The 16,135-nt window shown below is 64.2% G+C and carries 21 protein-coding genes; 3 read left to right on the top strand and 18 right to left on the bottom strand.

The genetic code is table 11. The annotated features are described in order from the left end of the window. Nucleotides 1-60 precede the first annotated feature (60 nt). The 17 genes from AB7Z56_RS07705 to motA form a co-directional block, all read right to left on the bottom strand. On the bottom strand, nucleotides 61-966 hold the full coding sequence (locus tag AB7Z56_RS07705) for a flagellin N-terminal helical domain-containing protein (protein ID WP_135216098.1): 906 nt from the start codon (nucleotides 964-966) through the stop codon (nucleotides 61-63). A gap of 261 nt (nucleotides 967-1,227) precedes the next feature. Continuing rightward, nucleotides 1,228-1,968 (bottom strand): flagellar type III secretion system pore protein FliP, encoded by a 741-nt coding sequence (fliP, locus tag AB7Z56_RS07700; RefSeq protein ID WP_071909955.1) that lies wholly within the window; start codon nucleotides 1,966-1,968, stop codon nucleotides 1,228-1,230. Then, nucleotides 1,965-2,408 (bottom strand): flagellar basal body-associated FliL family protein, encoded by a 444-nt coding sequence (locus AB7Z56_RS07695; RefSeq protein WP_063986114.1) that lies wholly within the window; start codon nucleotides 2,406-2,408, stop codon nucleotides 1,965-1,967. Before AB7Z56_RS07695 ends, fliP begins: the two co-directional genes overlap by 4 nt. A 42-nt stretch (nucleotides 2,409-2,450) precedes the next feature. Then, nucleotides 2,451-3,146, bottom strand: a complete 696-nt coding sequence (gene flgH, locus AB7Z56_RS07690; protein WP_028153467.1) for a flagellar basal body L-ring protein FlgH — start codon at nucleotides 3,144-3,146, stop codon at nucleotides 2,451-2,453. Further along, nucleotides 3,147-3,917 (bottom strand): MotE family protein, encoded by a 771-nt coding sequence (locus AB7Z56_RS07685; RefSeq protein ID WP_063981300.1) that lies wholly within the window; start codon nucleotides 3,915-3,917, stop codon nucleotides 3,147-3,149. A 62-nt stretch (nucleotides 3,918-3,979) separates the two neighbouring features. Continuing rightward, on the bottom strand, nucleotides 3,980-5,110 hold the full coding sequence (gene flgI, locus AB7Z56_RS07680) for a flagellar basal body P-ring protein FlgI (protein ID WP_063981299.1): 1,131 nt from the start codon (nucleotides 5,108-5,110) through the stop codon (nucleotides 3,980-3,982). Then, nucleotides 5,107-5,562, bottom strand: coding sequence for a flagellar basal body P-ring formation chaperone FlgA (gene flgA / locus AB7Z56_RS07675; RefSeq protein WP_063986113.1), 456 nt, complete (start codon nucleotides 5,560-5,562; stop codon nucleotides 5,107-5,109). Before flgA ends, flgI begins: the two co-directional genes overlap by 4 nt. Before the next feature lie 35 nt (nucleotides 5,563-5,597). After that, complete coding sequence (gene flgG / locus AB7Z56_RS07670; RefSeq protein WP_063981298.1) at nucleotides 5,598-6,386, bottom strand: flagellar basal-body rod protein FlgG; 789 nt, start codon at nucleotides 6,384-6,386, stop codon at nucleotides 5,598-5,600. A gap of 17 nt (nucleotides 6,387-6,403) precedes the next feature. Beyond that, nucleotides 6,404-6,733: a flagellar hook-basal body complex protein FliE gene (locus AB7Z56_RS07665; RefSeq protein WP_014492660.1), complete on the bottom strand. Its 330-nt coding sequence runs from the start codon at nucleotides 6,731-6,733 to the stop codon at nucleotides 6,404-6,406. Between the two features lie 2 nt (nucleotides 6,734-6,735). After that, entirely contained in the window at nucleotides 6,736-7,152 is a 417-nt protein-coding gene (gene flgC / locus AB7Z56_RS07660; RefSeq protein WP_014492659.1) for a flagellar basal body rod protein FlgC, read from the bottom strand. A gap of 11 nt (nucleotides 7,153-7,163) precedes the next feature. Beyond that, complete coding sequence (gene flgB / locus AB7Z56_RS07655; RefSeq protein WP_014492658.1) at nucleotides 7,164-7,544, bottom strand: flagellar basal body rod protein FlgB; 381 nt, start codon at nucleotides 7,542-7,544, stop codon at nucleotides 7,164-7,166. A gap of 85 nt (nucleotides 7,545-7,629) precedes the next feature. Further along, a complete protein-coding gene (flhB, locus tag AB7Z56_RS07650) occupies nucleotides 7,630-8,715 on the bottom strand; it encodes a flagellar biosynthesis protein FlhB (protein ID WP_039153365.1) in 1,086 nt (361 codons plus the stop codon). Between the two features lie 13 nt (nucleotides 8,716-8,728). Beyond that, nucleotides 8,729-9,769, bottom strand: coding sequence for a flagellar motor switch protein FliG (locus tag AB7Z56_RS07645; protein ID WP_014492656.1), 1,041 nt, complete (start codon nucleotides 9,767-9,769; stop codon nucleotides 8,729-8,731). A gap of 2 nt (nucleotides 9,770-9,771) precedes the next feature. Next, nucleotides 9,772-10,146, bottom strand: a complete 375-nt coding sequence (gene fliN / locus AB7Z56_RS07640; RefSeq protein WP_063981297.1) for a flagellar motor switch protein FliN — start codon at nucleotides 10,144-10,146, stop codon at nucleotides 9,772-9,774. Nucleotides 10,147-10,222: 76 nt separating this feature from the next. Beyond that, nucleotides 10,223-10,537, bottom strand: a complete 315-nt coding sequence (locus AB7Z56_RS07635) for a hypothetical protein (protein ID WP_063981296.1) — start codon at nucleotides 10,535-10,537, stop codon at nucleotides 10,223-10,225. Then, nucleotides 10,518-11,459, bottom strand: a complete 942-nt coding sequence (locus AB7Z56_RS07630; protein WP_028153460.1) for a flagellar motor switch protein FliM — start codon at nucleotides 11,457-11,459, stop codon at nucleotides 10,518-10,520. Before AB7Z56_RS07630 ends, AB7Z56_RS07635 begins: the two co-directional genes overlap by 20 nt. Beyond that, on the bottom strand, nucleotides 11,456-12,352 hold the full coding sequence (gene motA / locus AB7Z56_RS07625; protein WP_063981295.1) for a flagellar motor stator protein MotA: 897 nt from the start codon (nucleotides 12,350-12,352) through the stop codon (nucleotides 11,456-11,458). Before motA ends, AB7Z56_RS07630 begins: the two co-directional genes overlap by 4 nt. A gap of 142 nt (nucleotides 12,353-12,494) precedes the next feature. Here motA and AB7Z56_RS07620 point away from each other — a divergent pair, with 142 nt between their 5' ends. The 3 genes from AB7Z56_RS07620 to fliI are packed head-to-tail and all read left to right on the top strand — an operon-like array spanning nucleotide 12,495 to nucleotide 15,389. Then, the gene (locus AB7Z56_RS07620; RefSeq protein ID WP_063981294.1) at nucleotides 12,495-13,295 is read left to right on the top strand and encodes a DUF1217 domain-containing protein; all 801 of its coding nucleotides are present in this window, start codon (nucleotides 12,495-12,497) and stop codon (nucleotides 13,293-13,295) included. Nucleotides 13,296-13,298: 3 nt separating this feature from the next. Next, a complete protein-coding gene (flgF, locus tag AB7Z56_RS07615) occupies nucleotides 13,299-14,027 on the top strand; it encodes a flagellar basal-body rod protein FlgF (RefSeq protein WP_063981293.1) in 729 nt (242 codons plus the stop codon). Between the two features lie 36 nt (nucleotides 14,028-14,063). Then, nucleotides 14,064-15,389, top strand: coding sequence for a flagellar protein export ATPase FliI (gene fliI, locus AB7Z56_RS07610; RefSeq protein ID WP_063981292.1), 1,326 nt, complete (start codon nucleotides 14,064-14,066; stop codon nucleotides 15,387-15,389). A 56-nt stretch (nucleotides 15,390-15,445) separates the two neighbouring features. Here fliI and AB7Z56_RS07605 read toward each other — a convergent pair whose 3' ends face one another. After that, nucleotides 15,446-15,622, bottom strand: a complete 177-nt coding sequence (locus tag AB7Z56_RS07605) for a hypothetical protein (RefSeq protein ID WP_187387941.1) — start codon at nucleotides 15,620-15,622, stop codon at nucleotides 15,446-15,448. Nucleotides 15,623-16,135 lie beyond the last annotated feature (513 nt).

Below are 16,135 nucleotides of genomic sequence, written 5' to 3'. Positions count from 1 at the left end.
ACACCAAACGAAAGGGCCGCGCTTCGCGAGAAGCGCGGCCCTCCCCAGATGGTCTAAGGCTTAGCGGAACAGCGACAGGATGCTCTGGCTGCTGTTGTTGGCGATCGAGAGCGCCTGCACGCCGAGCTGCTGCTGGACCTGGAGGGCCGCCAGGCGGGTGGACTCCTGGTTCATGTCGGCGTCGACGAGCTGGCCGATACCGCGATCAACCGAGTCCATCAGCGACTTCACGAAGTCCGTGTTGGTCGAGATACGGGTCTTGACGGCGCCGAGGTCGGCGGCGGCCGAAGCCACCGAGTTGATCGCAGCGGTGACCTGCGTGATATAGCCGTCGAGCGTGGTCTGGTCAGCCGCGGAGTCGGTCAGCGCGGAGATGCTGAGCGTGTCGATCGACGCCGCGCCGCTCACCTTGTCCAGGAAGCCGCCCTGGGTCGCGGTGTAGAGCGAGTAGTTGGCGGTGGTCAGGGTGATCGAGCCCGTGGTCGGCGTGCTGCCGACTCGGGAGAACGACGACACCAGGTTCACGGTCGCCGGGGTGGTGGCGGTCGTGCTCAGCCAGTTCACGCCGTTGAAGGTCGCCGCATTGGCTGTCGCCTTCATCTGCTGCTGGATCTGGGTGACGTCCGCCTGGATCTTGGTGCGGTCGATACCAGCGGTCTTGGCTTCGACCAGCAGCGCCTGCAGCTTGGTCAGGCCGGAGTCCTTGTTGCCGATAACCGTGGTCAGAGCGGTATATTCGGTGTCGACCGTCGCAGCCGACAGACCGAGCGAGTCGGAGACGGCGGAGAGCGCGGCGTTGTCGGCGCGCATCGACGTTGCGATCGACCAGTAGGCGGCGTTGTCGGAAGCGGTGGCCACGCGCTGGCCGGTCGAGATCCGGTTCTGCGTGGTGGAGAGTTGCGAGCTGACAGACCGCAGGGTCTGGAGCGCGGTCATGGCGGTCGAGTTCGTAAGCAGGCTTGACATTGCGAATGTCCCTTTGATGTACGCGTTACATTTTCACGAGGGGACATACCGGGCTTTCACCGGTACGGAGGGGCGGCATCATGCCTTTGGACTGATGTGGGTGGGGTCCAACCCGCCGTGCCGCATTGCTAGCACGTCGAATCTTGCGCCGAGATTAAGATCGGCTTGAATTTCGCTGTAATATCATATAGTTAACATTACCCTCTGCTAACCATAGACCGGCACTTTTCGCTAACCATAACCGGCCGGCGATCGCGGTCGCTACGAGAACGACCGCACCAGTCCGGAGGCCAGCAGGTTCCAGCCGTCGATCAACACGAAGAACAGCATCTTGAACGGCAGCGCGATGATCGTCGGCGGCATCATCATCATGCCCATCGACATGGTCAGCGTCGCCACGATCATGTCGATGACCAGGAACGGCAGGATGATGAGGAATCCGATCTCGAACGAACGCCTGAGCTCGGAGATCATGAAGGCCGGAATGATGACGCGCATGTCGATGCGCTTGTCGTCGAACTTCTTGCGGAAGCTCTCCGCGGCGAGTGCCTCGAAGGTCTGGAGATCCTTGTCGCGGACATGGGCCAGCATGAACTCGCGGAACGGATCGGTGATCTTCAGATAGGCCTCTTCCTCCGAGATCTCGTTCTTCATCAGCGGCTGGACGCCGGTTTCCCAGGCGCGGTCGAAGGTCGGCGCCATCACGTAGAAGGTCATGAACAGCGCGAGGCTGATCAGCACCAGATTGGCCGGCGTGGTCTGAAGGCCGAGACCGGAGCGCAGGAACGACAGCGCCACCGCAAATCGCGTGAAGCTCGTCACCATGATCAGCAGCCCCGGCGCCACCGACATCACCGTGATCACCGCCATCAGCTGGATGATGCGGCCGCTGGTCGAGCCGTTGCCCGGCGGCAGCAGCGAGTTGAGGTCCGGAATCTGGGCCAGCGCCACCTCGGGCAGCACGACCAGAACCAACGCGAGCAGCAGGACTCTCACTCTCACTGAATCACCAAGGTCTCAATGATCAATTCGCGGATCTTGCCCGACGAGCGGATATTGGCCCGCTCCGTCAGGTCGTCGCGGAGATGCTGAAGCCCGCGCGATCCCTCGAACTGGCCAACCGATGCCGACCGCAGATAGGTCACGATGTCCTCGCTGATATGGGCGGCCAGGATGCCGGCATCCTCGTCGCTCATGCTATCGGTCACCATGGAGGCTTCGACACGGGCCCAGTTGTTGGCCGGCGCGGCGAGATTGGTCACGATCGGGGACAGCTTTCTCAGCCGTGCGCTGCCGGCGTAGCTCGTGGCAAGGGGCGGCGGCGTGGCGCTCTTCTTCGCGTCGGCGGCGCGCTCCGCGGCCGCGAACAGCTGCAGGCCGGCAACCGCGCCCGCACCGATCGCGATCAGGGTCAGCACCACAATGGCCGCAATCAGGCGCATCACGTCCCCTGCCCTCGCGGCGCGGCGCGGTCGGCGCGATTCTCAGAATGGTGCCACGGCGTCATAGATCCGATGTCCCCATCCAGGCTGCTGCACGTCAGACAGATTTCCGCGACCGCCATAAGCCACGCGTGCCTCAGCGATCTTCTCGTAGGAGATCGTGTTGGTGCGCGAGATATCGCGCGGACGCACGATGCCGCCGACGTTGAGCACGCGCATCTCGGTATTGACCTTGAACTCCTGCGAGCCGCTGATCATCATATTGCCGTTGGGCAACACGTCGGTGACGATGGCGGCAATCGACAGCTTGATGTCTTCGGTACGATCGATCTGACCGTTCCCCTTGATCTGGGTGTTGGTGTTCAGATTGGCGCTGGTCGAGCCCTTGTCCTGCCATCCGGCGACGTCCATCAGCCAATCCAGCCCGAACTTGATTTGCGAATCGCGCGAACGATCGGTCTTGTTGTCGAGCTTGGCCTTGTCCTGCATCGAGATGATGACGGTCACGACGTCGCCGGTGCGCCGGGCACGGGGATCGCGATAGAGATCCGTGCCGTCGTCCCAGGTCGAGCGATAGCTGACGGGCGTACGCATGCGGGGCGTCACCGGAATCGGATCGGCCTGTGTCCTCAGGCCGGTGCCGACCGGCGACAGTCGCGGACCGGTCAGCACTTCCGCGGGATCGCCGATGCACCCGGTCAGCATCAGGAGCGGCAGGATGAGGATCAGATTCTTCATCTATTTGGTCTTTCCGTCATCCACGCGACGCATTCCGCCGAGCAGATCGGCAAGGTGCGCCGCGCGTGCCGTCTCCATCTCGTTGAAGATCGCGCTCGAGCTCCTCGGACTGAGTTTTGCAAGCACGGCGGCGGCGGTCTCGTCCGCCATCCCGGCGATCTGGGTCGCCGCGGCATCCGGCTTCATGCGCGAATAGATCTCGACGACGCTGGCTTCGGCCTTCTTCAGGAAGTCGTCACGCAGCGCCATCCACTTCTCGTATTCGGCGCGCTTGGCCTCGACCTCGGCGATCCGCTCCCGGAGCTGGGTCTCGGCCTTCTCCAGCTCCCTGAGCTGCCAGGCCAGCCGCGCATCGACGGCGGGGTCGGCGACATTGCTGCAGAACAGGGCGACCTCATTGTCCGCAGGTACGGCAGCCTGTGCCGGTGCGGGCTTCGGCGGCGCCGTGACGCTGCCCGGCTTGGCCGGGCGCGCGGGCGCGACTGCGGGCGCTGGCGCGGGCTTCTCGGGAGCCGGCACGGCCCCCGTGATCGCAGGTCCGGAATCTTCGGCGGCCCACGCCGTCGCCCGGAACGACGCATTGTCGCCCGGTATCGACGAGGCCGCCGGATACGGCTTCTGCGGTCCGGGCGCGCGGGCACGCGCGAACGACAGCAGGTTGAGCGGCTTCGACGGCTTGGCCTCATCCAGCGCCAGAACGGGCGAAGCGCATCCGAGCGCGCAGGCCGCGACCAGGAGGAGGAGTTTGGCTTTGTGATCCAGCTTCAGCATCGGGTGCGATTCTCGGTCGAGACCTGAGCATTGAGCGACCAAGCTTGCACGACGCTTGTGCATCATTGCACGATCACGTCGGCCTGGAGTGCGCCGGCCGTTTTGATCGCCTGGAGGATCGCGATGATGCCCGACGGCTTCAAGCCGATCTGGTTCAGCCCGCGCACCAGGCGCTGGAGGTCGACGCCGCTCAGGATCGCCACCTGCGATCCGGCCTCGTTGGCCTCGACCACCGTCTGGGGAACGACCACCGTCTGCCCTCGCGAGAACGGCGCCGGCTGCGACACCACGGGAAGCTCGGTGACACGAACCGTCAGGTTGCCATGCGTCACGGCGACGGTCGATATGCGCACGTCGCGCCCGATCACCACCGTACCGGTCCGCTCGTTGATCACCACTCGCGCCGGCGTGTCCGGCTCGACCGTCAACTCGCCGATTTCGGCGAGGAAGCGGACGGGGCCGATATGGCGCGGCTTCGACAGCACGATGGTGCGGTAGTCGCGCTCGAAGGCGATCTGCGCGCGGTAGCGGCCACCGGCGTAACCGTTGATGGCGTCGAGAATGCGTGTCGCGGTGACGAAATCAGGGTTCTTGAGCTCCAGCACCAGGAACTCCATCTCGTGGAGGCTTCCCTGCACCTCGCGCTCGACCAGCGCACCGTTCGGGATGCGGCCCGCCGTCGGCGTGCCCTGGCTGACGTTCTGTGCCTGCCCTCCCACACTGTAACCGGCGACCGTGACCGCGCCTTGCGCCACCGCATAGACCGCGCCGTCCGCCGCCCGCAGCGACGTCATCACCAGCGTGCCGCCGAGCAGCGAGGTCGCATCGCCGAGCGACGATACGGTCACGTCCATGCGCTCGCCCGCCCCGATCGAGGGCGCCAAATCCGCGGTCACCATGACGGCAGCGACGTTGCGTGTGCGCAGCGTCGTCGGACGCGGGGGATTGTTGGTGCTCGTGGTTTCGTTCCTGACGTTGATGCCCATGTTCTCGAGCATCGATTGCAGGGACTGCTCCGTGAACGGAGCGTTGCGGAGCGTGTCGCCGGTGCCGTTCAGGCCGATGACGAGGCCGTAACCGACGATCTGGTTTTCGCGCAATCCCTTGATGTCCGCGATGTCCTTGATGCGGACGGCCGCCTGGGCGCTGGCGGCGGAAACGAGCAGGATGAGCGCAAGCAGGAATCTGGTCATGATCCATCCACGACCTTGACGGTGCCGTCCGGCTGGACGACGCCTCTGATGATCACGCCGGTGTCGGTGTTTCGCACCGGGATGAGCGCGCCGGTCGCGCCCGACTGCATCGCCGCGCCGTAGGTGACGATCGACAGGCCGCTGTCTTCCACCACGACCTTGACCATGGCGCCGCGGGCAATCGTCCAGGGATCCTCCACCGAATTGGTCGGAATCGGCTGGCCCGGCAGCAGCGCGCGCCGTGCCATGCGTCCGACCAGGATCTGGCGTCCTTCGATGAACATGGCAACGCCGAGCACATTCGGCGCGAAGGCACGTTCCGTGATCATGTCGTCCCGGATCAGCTCGCCGGCGCGGATCGACACGGCCGGCACGGGAAGCCGCTTCTCCTCGGCCGCAGCGAGGCGCGCCGAGACGAGAACCAGCAGCACGGCGGCCAACCCGCGCACCATCAAGCCCACCCTGTTCGACATCGAGAACACCGGAACTAGCGCATGCCCTTCGAGACCGTCTGGGCCATTTCATCCGAGGCCTGGATGACCTTGGCGTTCATTTCGTAGGCGCGCTGCGCCGAGATCAACTCGGTGATTTCCTTGACCGGGTCGACGTTCGAGGCTTCGAGATATTGCTGATTGATCTTGCCGTACCCGGAATCGCCCGGCAGCCCGACGACCGGCGTGCCGGACGCCGTGGTCTCGCGATAGAGGTTGCTGCCGAGCGGCTCGAGGCCCGCTTCGTTGGCGAAATTGGCGAGGTTGAGCTGGCCGATCTGCCGCGGGTTCACTTCCGTATCCAGCTTGGCAAACACCTGTCCGGTCTGGTTGACGACGACCTGAACCGTTCCCTGCGGTATCGTGATTGCGGGATCCAGCAGATAGCCGTCGGTGGTGACGAGCTGGCCGTTGGCGTTGGGGCTGAACGAGCCGGCGCGCGTGTATTGCACCTCGTTGTTCGGGCCGAGCACCTGAAACCAGCCGCGACCGTTGATCGCGAGGTCGTAGGGGTTGCCGGTCTGCGTGAGCGCGCCCTGGATGTGCAGCTTGCGGATGGCCGTCGACTTGACGCCGAGACCGAGATTGGAGCCTTCCGGGATCGGCGAGGAGCCATTGACGTTCGCGACGCCCTGCATGCGGTCCATCTGGTAGAACAGATCGGTGAATTCCGCGCGCGCACGCTTGTACGACGTCGAATTGATGTTGGCGATGTTGTTCGCGATGACTTCGATGTTGGTCTGCTGGGCGTTCATGCCCGTGGCCGCAATGGCGAGCGATTTCACAGCTTCATTCCCTCAGATCAAATCGACATCCGGACGACTTCTTGGTAGGCCTGCACGACCTTGTCGCGAACCGCGACCGCGGTCTGCAAGGCCTGCTCGGCCGACATCAGCGCCTCCACGACCTTCCGGGTCGATTCCTTACCCTGCATCGCCGAGATCGACGCCGCTTCGCCCGCCTTCAGCGTCCCGATCGCGTCCGTCGTCACCTGCTTCATCACCGATTCGAATCCGACATCGTCGGTGGACTGAATGGCGGTCGGCGCCGCCGGCGCGATGGCCTGCGTCTCGGTCGCGCGGCTCGCCGCTTGCCCGGCGGAAATCGCGGTGGATGAAATTGCCTCAAGCATTGTCAGCTCCTCAGCAGGTCGATGGTCATGCCCAGCATCGACCGCACCTGTTTCACGACCTGGAGATTGGCTTCATAGGACCGGTTGACTTCCCGCATGTCGGCCATCTCGATCATCATGTTGACGTTCGGCAGCTTGACGTAACCGGCCTTGTCGGCGGCGGGATGTCCCGGCTCGTACTCCACGCGATACGGCGTGGTGTCGACCCCGATCTCCTTGACCTTCGCAAGCTGCGCGCCCGAGGCGCGGTCCATGGCGGCATCGAAAGTGATGGTCTTGCGCTGATACGGATCGGCGCCGGCCGTGCGCCCCGTCGAGGTCGCATTGGCAAGGTTTTCCGAAACGATGCGCATGCGCGTCGACTGCGCTTCGAGCCCGGAGCTCGCGACCGTCAATGACGCTTGCAGTGAGTCCAGCATGTCAATTCACCTCAGCTCTTCGCGCTCGACAGCAGCATGCGGTGGAACGACCGCACGACCGCCGAGTTCATCGAGTAGTCGCGACTGACGTCGCTGCCCTTGATCATTTCCTGCTCGAGGCTGACGGAGTTGCCGGAGTGAACCACTTCCCAGCTGTCCTTCTTCGCGGTCTTCCGCGTATCGGTCTCGGCCGCGGACAATTGCATGTGCGAGGGTGACGTCGTCGCGAGCCTGACCGGCGTGGCGTCGAGCACCTTGTTGAAGGGCTCGACGTCGCGCGCCTTGAAGCCCGGCGTATTGGCGTTGGCGACGTTGGTCGCGATGGTCGACTGGCGGAGCTCGAGGTACCGCGCCTGCGACGATGCGAGTTCGAAGAGATAAAGCGGTCCCACGACGGCCCCATGCTGATTTCTTAAGATTAAGTTTAGGGCCGCAAGCTTTCGTCAGGCTGATGCAGCCGACGCTATGCTCGGAAATCTACTGAACCTTCTCGGTCCGCGGCGCCTGCTTGGACTGCAGGAAGTAGATGATCTCGGCGACCGGCCGGAAGAATTCCGCCGGAATCACCTGGTCGACCTGAACCGCCTCATAGAGCGCGCGCGCCAGCGCCTTGTTCTCGATCACCGGGATCCGGTTCTGCTCCGCGACTTCGCGGATCTTCAGCGCGATCACGTCCATGCCCTTGGCGACGACCATGGGCGCTGCGTTTTCCTCGCGCTTGTAGCGCAGCGCGATCGCGAAGTGTGTCGGGTTGGCGATCACCAGCGTCGCGCGCGAGGCGGATGCGATCATGCGTTGGCGCGAACGGTCGCGCGCCAGCGAGCGCAGGCGCGCCTTGATCAGGGGATCGCCTTCCGCCTGCTTGTGCTCGTCCTTGATCTCCTGCTTGGTCATGCGCAGCTCGCGCCGCCAGTGGAAGCGCGCCCAGGCGAGATCGATCGCGACCAGGACGATGGTGGCGATGCAGATCGCCGAGACGATCCGCATCGCGATGTTGAGAATCATCTCCGGCAGCGCGACCGGATCCGTGTACATCGCCTCGAACGCCCTGGCTTCGGACGAGCGCAGCACGAACACGACGACGACCGTCACCGAGACGAGCTTGAACAGCGACTTGGCGAATTCGACGAGGCCCTGCGTTCCGAACAGCCGGCTCCAGCCGCTGATCGGCGAGATTCGCGACAGCTGCGGCTTGATGCGCTCCAGCACCAGGCGCGGCGCATTCTGCAGCAACGATGCGGCGAGGCCGAACACCGCCAGGGTGACGACCAGCGGCACCAGGAATCGCAACGCCTCGAGGCCCACCACCGTGAGCAGGTTGCGCGCGTCCGCGCCGTTGCTGAGAGGGAAGCCTTCGGGATCGTCGAGCAGGCTCTTCAGCGTCGGCGTCAATTGCTGTACGCCCTGGCCGATCAGGAACGCCTGGATCACCATCAGCGCGGCCATCGAGGCGAAGATAGAAGCCTCCCGAGAGACCGGGATTTTGCCCTGTTCGAGCGAATCGCGGACTTTCTTCTCGGTCGGCTCTTCTGTCTTGCTCTCCTGATCGGATGTTTCTGCCATGCCCGTTCAGCGGTCAGCGGAAGACCAGCTCGTCCTCCTGCTCGGGGTTGAGCTCGATTTCGCCCTTTTCCGCCAGGTCGAGTGCAAGGTCGGTGATGACGCGGCGCGCCTCCAGCACGTCGCGCTGGTTCGACGGCTCGCCGATGGCGAGTTCGTGCTCGACGACGCGGCGGACGCGCGAGGCAACGGAGGACAGGATGAGTTCGCGGAAATGCTTGTCCGTGCCTTTCAGCGCGATAACGATGCGATCGGTCGGCACCTGGTCGAAGATCATGGTGCGCGCCTTCGGGGTCAAATTGACCACGTCGTCGAAGGTGAACAGCAGTTCCTTCAGAACTTCGGCCGACTTCGGACGCTTCTCCGACAAGCTCTTCAGCATGTCCTCGATATGGCCGCGCTCCATCTTGTTGATGATGTCCGCGACGCGCGCGTAGGTGTCGGCGCCGAGGTTGCGGGCGAAATTGAGCGTCAGGTCCTCGTGCAGCGTCTTCTCGAGGACTTTCATGGCGTCGTCGACGATCGGCTTGAGGCTGAGGACGCGCCGCATCAGCTCATTGCGCAGGCTCGACGGCAGCTGGCTCATCACCTTGGCGGCGCAGGACGGCTTGACCTTGGACAGGATCAGCGCCGCGGTTTGCGGATGCTCCTTGGAGAGGTACGTCGCCAGCGAGTTTTCCGACACCGACGAGACGCGGTCCCACACCGACCGGCTCGAATTGCCGAGCAGGTCCGACATGATTGCCGAGACCTGGTCGGCAGGCAGCACGTCGCCGAGTACAGCTTCAAGACCGCCGATGGTGCCGAGAATGTTGGCGCCCATCGAGAACTGCTGAGCGAACTCCTCGACGATCGACTCGAGCTCCTGCGCGGTGATCGGCCGCAGCTCGGCCGCGGCCTTGGTGACGATGCGGATATCCTGCGGCTCGAACTGCGAGAGCACGCTCGCGGCCGCCTGCCGGCCCATGGCCAGCAGGAGTGCCGCGACCTTTTCCGTTCCGCCCAGCGTGGCAACGCCTCGCTGCTTGATAGGAGCGACGCCGACCTGTGCCGCCATGATCAGGTATCACCCTGCCCCAGCGGTCCGACGATCTCTGTGAGCGAGACGCCGAAGCGGGAATTGTCCTCTTCGACGACGACCACTTCGCCGCGGGCAACGACGCGGCCATTGACCACGACGTCGACGGGCTCGCCGACGCGGTGATCGAGTGGAACCACCGCGCCGCGGCCGAGCTTCATCAGGTTCGCGACCGGAATGGTCGCCGAACCGAGCACGACCTGCATCGTGACGGGAATGCGCAGGATGGCATCGACATTGGCGAATTTGCCGGTTTCCTCCGCCGTGCGCGCGGCGATCTCCGCCAGCCGCTCCAGCGGAGACGCATCGGTCTCTCCCGATGCCGATGCAGACTCATAGTCGAAAGATTGCGCCATTTGGTATCGCCTCTTGGTATTTCCGCTCCCGGAGCGTCGCGACGGTCCGATCGCACGTGTCCTTCAAGTCCCGAATTCAATGCTTGTTCGCCTCGGCGCCGCTCACGGTTGAGGCCGGTTGGAGCCCGCTCCGCGCGTCGAGCGCCGCGATCGCCTCGTGGGCCTGATCTATCTTCGTGCTCAGCACGTTGGCGAGCCGGCCGAGATTTGCGGTGGAATCATGCGCGGCGGTGATGACGGTGTCGAAGGCGCCCGCCGTCTCGTGGACGATGGTCGAGAACTCGCCCTGGTAACTGCGCAGCCGCGCCAATTCGCGGTGCATCCGGGTCACCCTCATGCTGGTGAACGCCAGCGCGATCAGCAGCACGGCATCAACGAGATAGGATATCATCGACGAACTCCCGCTTCTGATCGACGGGATCGGCCACCTGCATGGCGTAATAGCCATCGAGCTGGCCGATCTGACACCAGAACAGCACCTGGTTGTTGCTCTCGAGCCGGGCCAGCGTGCGCGGCGTGGCCTCGAGCTCCAGAACCTGCCCCACCTTGAATTGCACGACGTCCTCGAGGGAAATCATCTTCTCGTCGAGCACCGCGCTCAGCGTCACTTCGGTACGGTGAACCTCGCTCTCCATCTGCTCGCGCCAGCGCGGATCGGCCGCGCGGCCGTCGCTGACGACGACGTGGGCGAGCTTCTGCCTGAGCGGATTGAGCGCGGAGTGCGGAATGATCAGGAACATCTGGCCGCCGCGATAGAGCGCCTGCACCATCATGTTCGCGCAGATCGACATATTGCTGGCGCGGCCAATCGCGAGCGACGCCATCGCCGTCTCGACTCGCTCGACACGGAAGGTGACATTGGAGGTGCCGGCGAAGGCGCCCTGCAGCGCCTTGGCGAACCGCTCAAACAGTGCCTGGACCAGCCGGATCTCGATGTTCGAGAAGGTGCGTTCGACGTCGAGCGGCGGTTCGGCGCCGTCGGAGCCGAACATCGCCTCGACCATGGTGAAGACGAAGTCGCGATCCAGCATAATGATGACGCGCGAGTCCCACTGCTCGGCATAGAGCACGGCGGCAACCGCGTTGCCCTCGTAATCCTTGATGATGTCGCCGAGCGGGTCGTTGGTGATGCCGTTGACGGAGAAGTAGCACGGCGTTCCGGCCATCGGCTGCAGGCTGTCGGTGCACGATGCCGCCATGCGATCGAAGATCACATTGAGCATCGGCATGCGTTCGATCGATATGCCGGCGGCGTCCAGCAGGTAGTTCGGCAGCTGCTTCCGCTGATCGACGTCGAGGTCTTCCGTCATCATGCGCGGGCAGCCTTCGGTTCAGCCTCGGTCGCGACGGCCTTCGGACCCGCAATCGTCTCGTTCTCGACCACGTCGATCGACGGCCGTTCGCCGCTCGCGATCATCTTGCGACCGTGCTCGACGGCGATCTGCGGCATGGCGCCGTTCATGAACGCCAGCAGCGTCTGCTTGACGATGATGTAGGGCCGGCAGCGCTTCTCTCGCGTCATCTTGATCTTGATCGCGAAGGGCGAGAGGACACCGTAGGACAGGAAGATGCCGGCGAAGGTGCCGACGAGCGCCGCGCCGATGAAGCCGCCAAGGAGCTTCGGCGACTGGTCGAGCGCGCCCATGGCCTTGATGACGCCGAGCACGGCGGCGACGATGCCGAGCGCCGGCAGCGCCTCGGACACGACCACCATCGAATTGTAGGGCGCCAGCTTGGCCTTCACGATGGTGTGGATCTCTTCGTCCATCAGCGCTTCGATCTCGTGCGTGCGCGCATTGCCCATGATGATGAGGCGGACATAGTCGCAGATGAACTGCAGCAACGGCGGGTCCCCGAGGACGCTCGGGAACGCCTTGAAGATCTCCGAGGACGCGGGATCGTCGATATGCGCCTCGACCTCGTTGCGGCCTTTGCCCCGGAGCTCCCGCATCAGGGCATGGAGCGCTCCGAGCAGATCGAGGTAATAGCGCTCACTCGGCACTGCGCCGGTGATGGCCTGCATGCAGGCCACGCCGGTATCAACGACCGTTTTCCACGGATTGGCGACGATGAAGGTGCCGATCGCGGTGCCCAGGATGATCACGAATTCCCACGGCTGCATGAGCACGGCCAGATGCCCGCCCATGGCGGCAAATCCGCCGAGCAGTGCCGCTACCGTGATGAAAATCCCCACGAAACTGAGCAACGCGCCACTCCATCGCCGATCCCATCGGGAATATCTAGTCGGCGACGCTTGCGCGAGGCTGGCTTCGTGGTCGCCAGCCCCGCGCAAGCAATTGGCGGCAGCTTGAGACGAAGTCGCAACGGCGGCCAGAGGGGCGCGTGCCATGCTATCCACGATCGCGGACTACACCAGACTGACCAAGGACATGGGCAAATCGCTGACGCAGGTCGCGGCCCAGCCGGACGTCAGCCGCGACACCGATTATTTTCTCAGCCATATCGGCAATGTGAAGACGATCGACGACTTCCTGAAGGACTATCGCCTCTACTCCTACGCGATGAAGGCCTTTGGTCTCAGCGACATGACCTATGCCAAGGCGTTCATGCGCAAGGTGCTGACCGAGGGTGTCTCCGACTCCAAGAGCTTCGCCAACAAGCTGACCGACACCCGCTACCGGCAATTCGCCGCCGCCTTCAATTTCGCCGCCCTCGGCGACAAAGCGACCCAGGCCGCCGCGGCCACCACCGGTACGGCGACCCAATACGTCACGCAGACGATGGAGGAGAAGGCCGGCGACCAGAACGAGGGTCTGCGGCTGGCGCTCTATTTCACCCGCAAGGCCTCCACCATCAGCACCTCCTACCAGATCCTCGCCGACAAGGCGATGACGCAGGTGGTCCAGACCGCGCTCGGCCTGCCGTCGACCATAAGCGCGGCAGACATCGACGCCCAGGCCAAGTTGATCACGAGCAAGATCGACCTCACCGATTTCCAGGACCCGGCCAAGGTCACCAAGTTCGTGCAGCGCTTCGCCGCGATGTGGGATGCGACCCAGGCCCAGAACGACATCAACAATGGCAACTCGACCAACTCCGCGCTGGTCCTGATCGGCGGCGCGTCGTCGATGGCCGGCCTGGATACCGACATGCTTACGAAGCTTCAGTCCATCCGGTTCGGAAAGTAAGTCATGCAATCGGCTCTCTATGTGGGATTGTCGGCGCAGGTCGCCCTCGAAAAGCGCCTCCAGACGATCGCCAACAACGTCGCCAACGTCAACACGGCGGCATTCCGCACCGACGTCGTGAAGTTCGAGACCGTGCTGTCGAAGGCCGGCGCGAACCCGGTCGCCTTCTCCTCGCCCGGCGACAACATCATCTCGCGCGAGATGGGCAGCATCACCGAGAGCGGCAACCCGCTCGACGTCGCCGTGGTTGGACAGGGCTGGATCGCCTTCGCCGGCCCGAACGGCACGGTCTATACGCGCGACGGCCGCCTCCAGATCGCCCCCAACGGCGACCTTCAGACCGTGTCCGGCTTCCCCGTGATCGATGCCGGCGGCGCGCAGATCACGCTCGACCCGAACGGCGGACCGATCGCGATCGCCCGCAGCGGCGCGATCACCCAGGACAACAACGAGATCGGCTCCATCGGCCTGTTCAACATTCCCGCCGATGCCAATCTCGAGCGCTACGGCAATTCCGGCGTCACGCCGGACCGGCCCGCGACCGCCATCGCCGATTTCTCCCGCGACGGCTTCAAGCAGGGCTATGTCGAGGGCTCCAGCGCCAATCCGATGATGGAATTGACGAAGCTGATCGCGGCTTCGCGCGCCTTCGACGGCACCAATTCGATGATCGAGGGCACCGAGAGCTCGCTCCAGAACGCAATCCGGACGCTGGGCGAGCCGGGCAAATAGACTGCGCTGCATGCGCATTGAGGGTGGACGGTTTCCTTGAACGCTCTTCGGCAACTCGAGTGGGCGCTGCTGGAGCTTCAGCAGAGCACTCCCCTGGCCAGCGTCAGCGGCGCGATCTCCGAGATCGCTCCGACGCATTTCCGCGTCTCCGGCCTGTCGCGCTTCGTCAGGCTTGGTGAACTGATCGGCGTCAACTCCGGCGGCAAGCCCCAGATCGGCGAGGTGGTGCGGATCGACAGCGAGGGCATCATCGCCAAGCCGTTCGACCGGCAGTTCGCCGGCGGCCTCGGCTCGGTTGCCTACCGGATGCCGCCACTGTCCTTCGCGCCCGATCCGAGCTGGAAGGGCCGCGTCATCAACGCGCTCGGCGCGCCGCTCGACGGACAAGGTCCCCTCACCCCGGGATCGCGCACCGTCTCGGCGGAAGCCGAGGCGCCGGCGGCCATGAAGCGGGCGCGCGTCCACAAGCCGCTGCACACCGGCGTGCGCGTCATCGACCTGTTCGCCCCGATCTGCGCCGGCCAGCGCGTCGGCATCTTTGCCGGCTCCGGTGTCGGCAAATCGACGCTGCTGGCGATGCTGGCCCGCAGCCAAGGCTTTGACACCGTCGTGCTGGCGCTCGTCGGCGAACGCGGCCGCGAGGTGCGCGAATTCATCGAGGACGTGCTCGGCGCCAACCGCAGCCGCGCCATCACCATCGTATCGACGGGAGATGAAAGCCCGATGATGCGGCGGCTGGCACCGAAGACCGCCATGGCGGTCGCCGAATATTTCCGCGACCGGGGCGAATCGGTCCTGCTGGTGGTCGATTCGATCACCCGTTTCGCCCATGCCGCCCGCGAGGTCGCCCTCGCCGCCGGCGAGCCTGCGGTCGCCCGCGGTTACGCACCGACGGTCTTCACCGACCTGCCCCGCCTGCTGGAGCGCGCCGGCCCCGGCGAGGAGGGATCCGGGACGATTACCGGCATTTTCTCCGTGCTGGTCGACGGTGACGATCACAACGAGCCGATCGCCGACACCATCCGCAGCACCCTCGACGGCCACATCGTGCTCTCCAGGCACATCGCCGACCAGGCGCGCTATCCCGCCGTCGATGTTCTGGCCTCGGTCTCCCGCCTCGCCCACAACGTCTGGGACCCCGAGGAGCGCGAATTGGTGAGCAAGCTGCGCACCATGATCGCCAAATACGAGGACACGCGCGATCTTCGCCTGATGGGCGGATATCAGACGGGGCGTGATTCGGGTCTCGACCAGGCCGTCGACATGGTCCCGAAGATCTACAGCGCCATGCGGCAGGACGCCTCGGCAGGGCCGAGCGCCGATCCATTCCGCGAGCTGCGAGACATGCTCAAGGGCGACTAGCCGGGCGCGGCCGGCGCGCCCGTCGTCGTCGACCTGCTCATTATCGCGACAGTCGATCACGCATACCGCTGCGCCTCCGGCGCATGCGCACCCGTCGCCAACTGCTGCTTTCCGTCGCGCGCTAGCATCGGCCGTTCAGTGGAGATCGCGCCGCCGAGGCGAAAGCGATCCGGCGAACCCGTCTCGCTGTCATTATCACAACAACCGCTGCGTGCAATCTCTACGAGTTCCATTGCCGATTCTGTGACGGATCGCGCAAGTTGTGGATGACGCGCCGCTGCGCGTCACCGTCATGCACAAGCTTCCATCAATTTGCATCAACGGCGGACAGCAACAGGCGTGCAATCAAACCGTCGCACATTTGCGTGCAAGTAGCTTGTTACACTGCGTATTACGATCACCATCATGTGTCCTGACGAACGAGATTGTCTTGAACGTTACAATCGCTTCGAGCGACAGCCAGTCTTCGGGAGCGTCTCTACTTGATTTTGTTGAGAAGCTCATTCATCGTTTCGATGGAATACAAGAAACGTCTGCGTGTGACTTGAACTTCAGGGGCTACGGTTGAACAATACCGATCCATCGTCCGGCTGTGACGGCAACTCGGGCTTTCGTTCGACGACGCCACGATTGGCACACCATCATCGACACAGCTTCTCGCGCCGTATCTCGCAGGGTCCATCTGTCGAGTTCGGCGGCAGAACAGTCCGTGCTTTCGCGCGAGAGCCTGGCTCTGCGCATGTGTC

The organism is Bradyrhizobium sp. 482_C4_N1_8 (assembly GCF_052075965.1).
Lineage (GTDB): Bacteria > Pseudomonadota > Alphaproteobacteria > Rhizobiales > Xanthobacteraceae > Bradyrhizobium > Bradyrhizobium barranii.
This window is presented reverse-complemented; position numbering and strand designations above follow the sequence as displayed.

Bases quoted from the DNA above. Each gene is read 5' to 3' on its own strand.
- AB7Z56_RS07620 (WP_063981294.1), top strand. From the start codon at position 12,495: ATGCTATCCACGATCGCGGACTACACCAGACTGACCAAGGACATGGGC.
- flhB (WP_039153365.1), bottom strand. From the start codon at position 8,715: ATGGCAGAAACATCCGATCAGGAGAGCAAGACAGAAGAGCCGACCGAG.
- flgI (WP_063981299.1), bottom strand. From the start codon at position 5,110: ATGACCAGATTCCTGCTTGCGCTCATCCTGCTCGTTTCCGCCGCCAGC.
- flgC (WP_014492659.1), bottom strand. From the start codon at position 7,152: ATGCTGGACTCACTGCAAGCGTCATTGACGGTCGCGAGCTCCGGGCTC.
- AB7Z56_RS07645 (WP_014492656.1), bottom strand. From the start codon at position 9,769: ATGGCGGCACAGGTCGGCGTCGCTCCTATCAAGCAGCGAGGCGTTGCC.
- AB7Z56_RS07635 (WP_063981296.1), bottom strand. From the start codon at position 10,537: ATGATATCCTATCTCGTTGATGCCGTGCTGCTGATCGCGCTGGCGTTC.
- AB7Z56_RS07705 (WP_135216098.1), bottom strand. From the start codon at position 966: ATGTCAAGCCTGCTTACGAACTCGACCGCCATGACCGCGCTCCAGACC.
- AB7Z56_RS07630 (WP_028153460.1), bottom strand. From the start codon at position 11,459: ATGATGACGGAAGACCTCGACGTCGATCAGCGGAAGCAGCTGCCGAAC.
- flgH (WP_028153467.1), bottom strand. From the start codon at position 3,146: ATGAAGAATCTGATCCTCATCCTGCCGCTCCTGATGCTGACCGGGTGC.
- AB7Z56_RS07605 (WP_187387941.1), bottom strand. From the start codon at position 15,622: ATGGAACTCGTAGAGATTGCACGCAGCGGTTGTTGTGATAATGACAGC.
- fliN (WP_063981297.1), bottom strand. From the start codon at position 10,146: ATGGCGCAATCTTTCGACTATGAGTCTGCATCGGCATCGGGAGAGACC.
- AB7Z56_RS07665 (WP_014492660.1), bottom strand. From the start codon at position 6,733: ATGCTTGAGGCAATTTCATCCACCGCGATTTCCGCCGGGCAAGCGGCG.
- AB7Z56_RS07695 (WP_063986114.1), bottom strand. From the start codon at position 2,408: ATGCGCCTGATTGCGGCCATTGTGGTGCTGACCCTGATCGCGATCGGT.
- flgF (WP_063981293.1), top strand. From the start codon at position 13,299: ATGCAATCGGCTCTCTATGTGGGATTGTCGGCGCAGGTCGCCCTCGAA.
- AB7Z56_RS07685 (WP_063981300.1), bottom strand. From the start codon at position 3,917: ATGCTGAAGCTGGATCACAAAGCCAAACTCCTCCTCCTGGTCGCGGCC.
- flgA (WP_063986113.1), bottom strand. From the start codon at position 5,562: ATGGTGCGCGGGTTGGCCGCCGTGCTGCTGGTTCTCGTCTCGGCGCGC.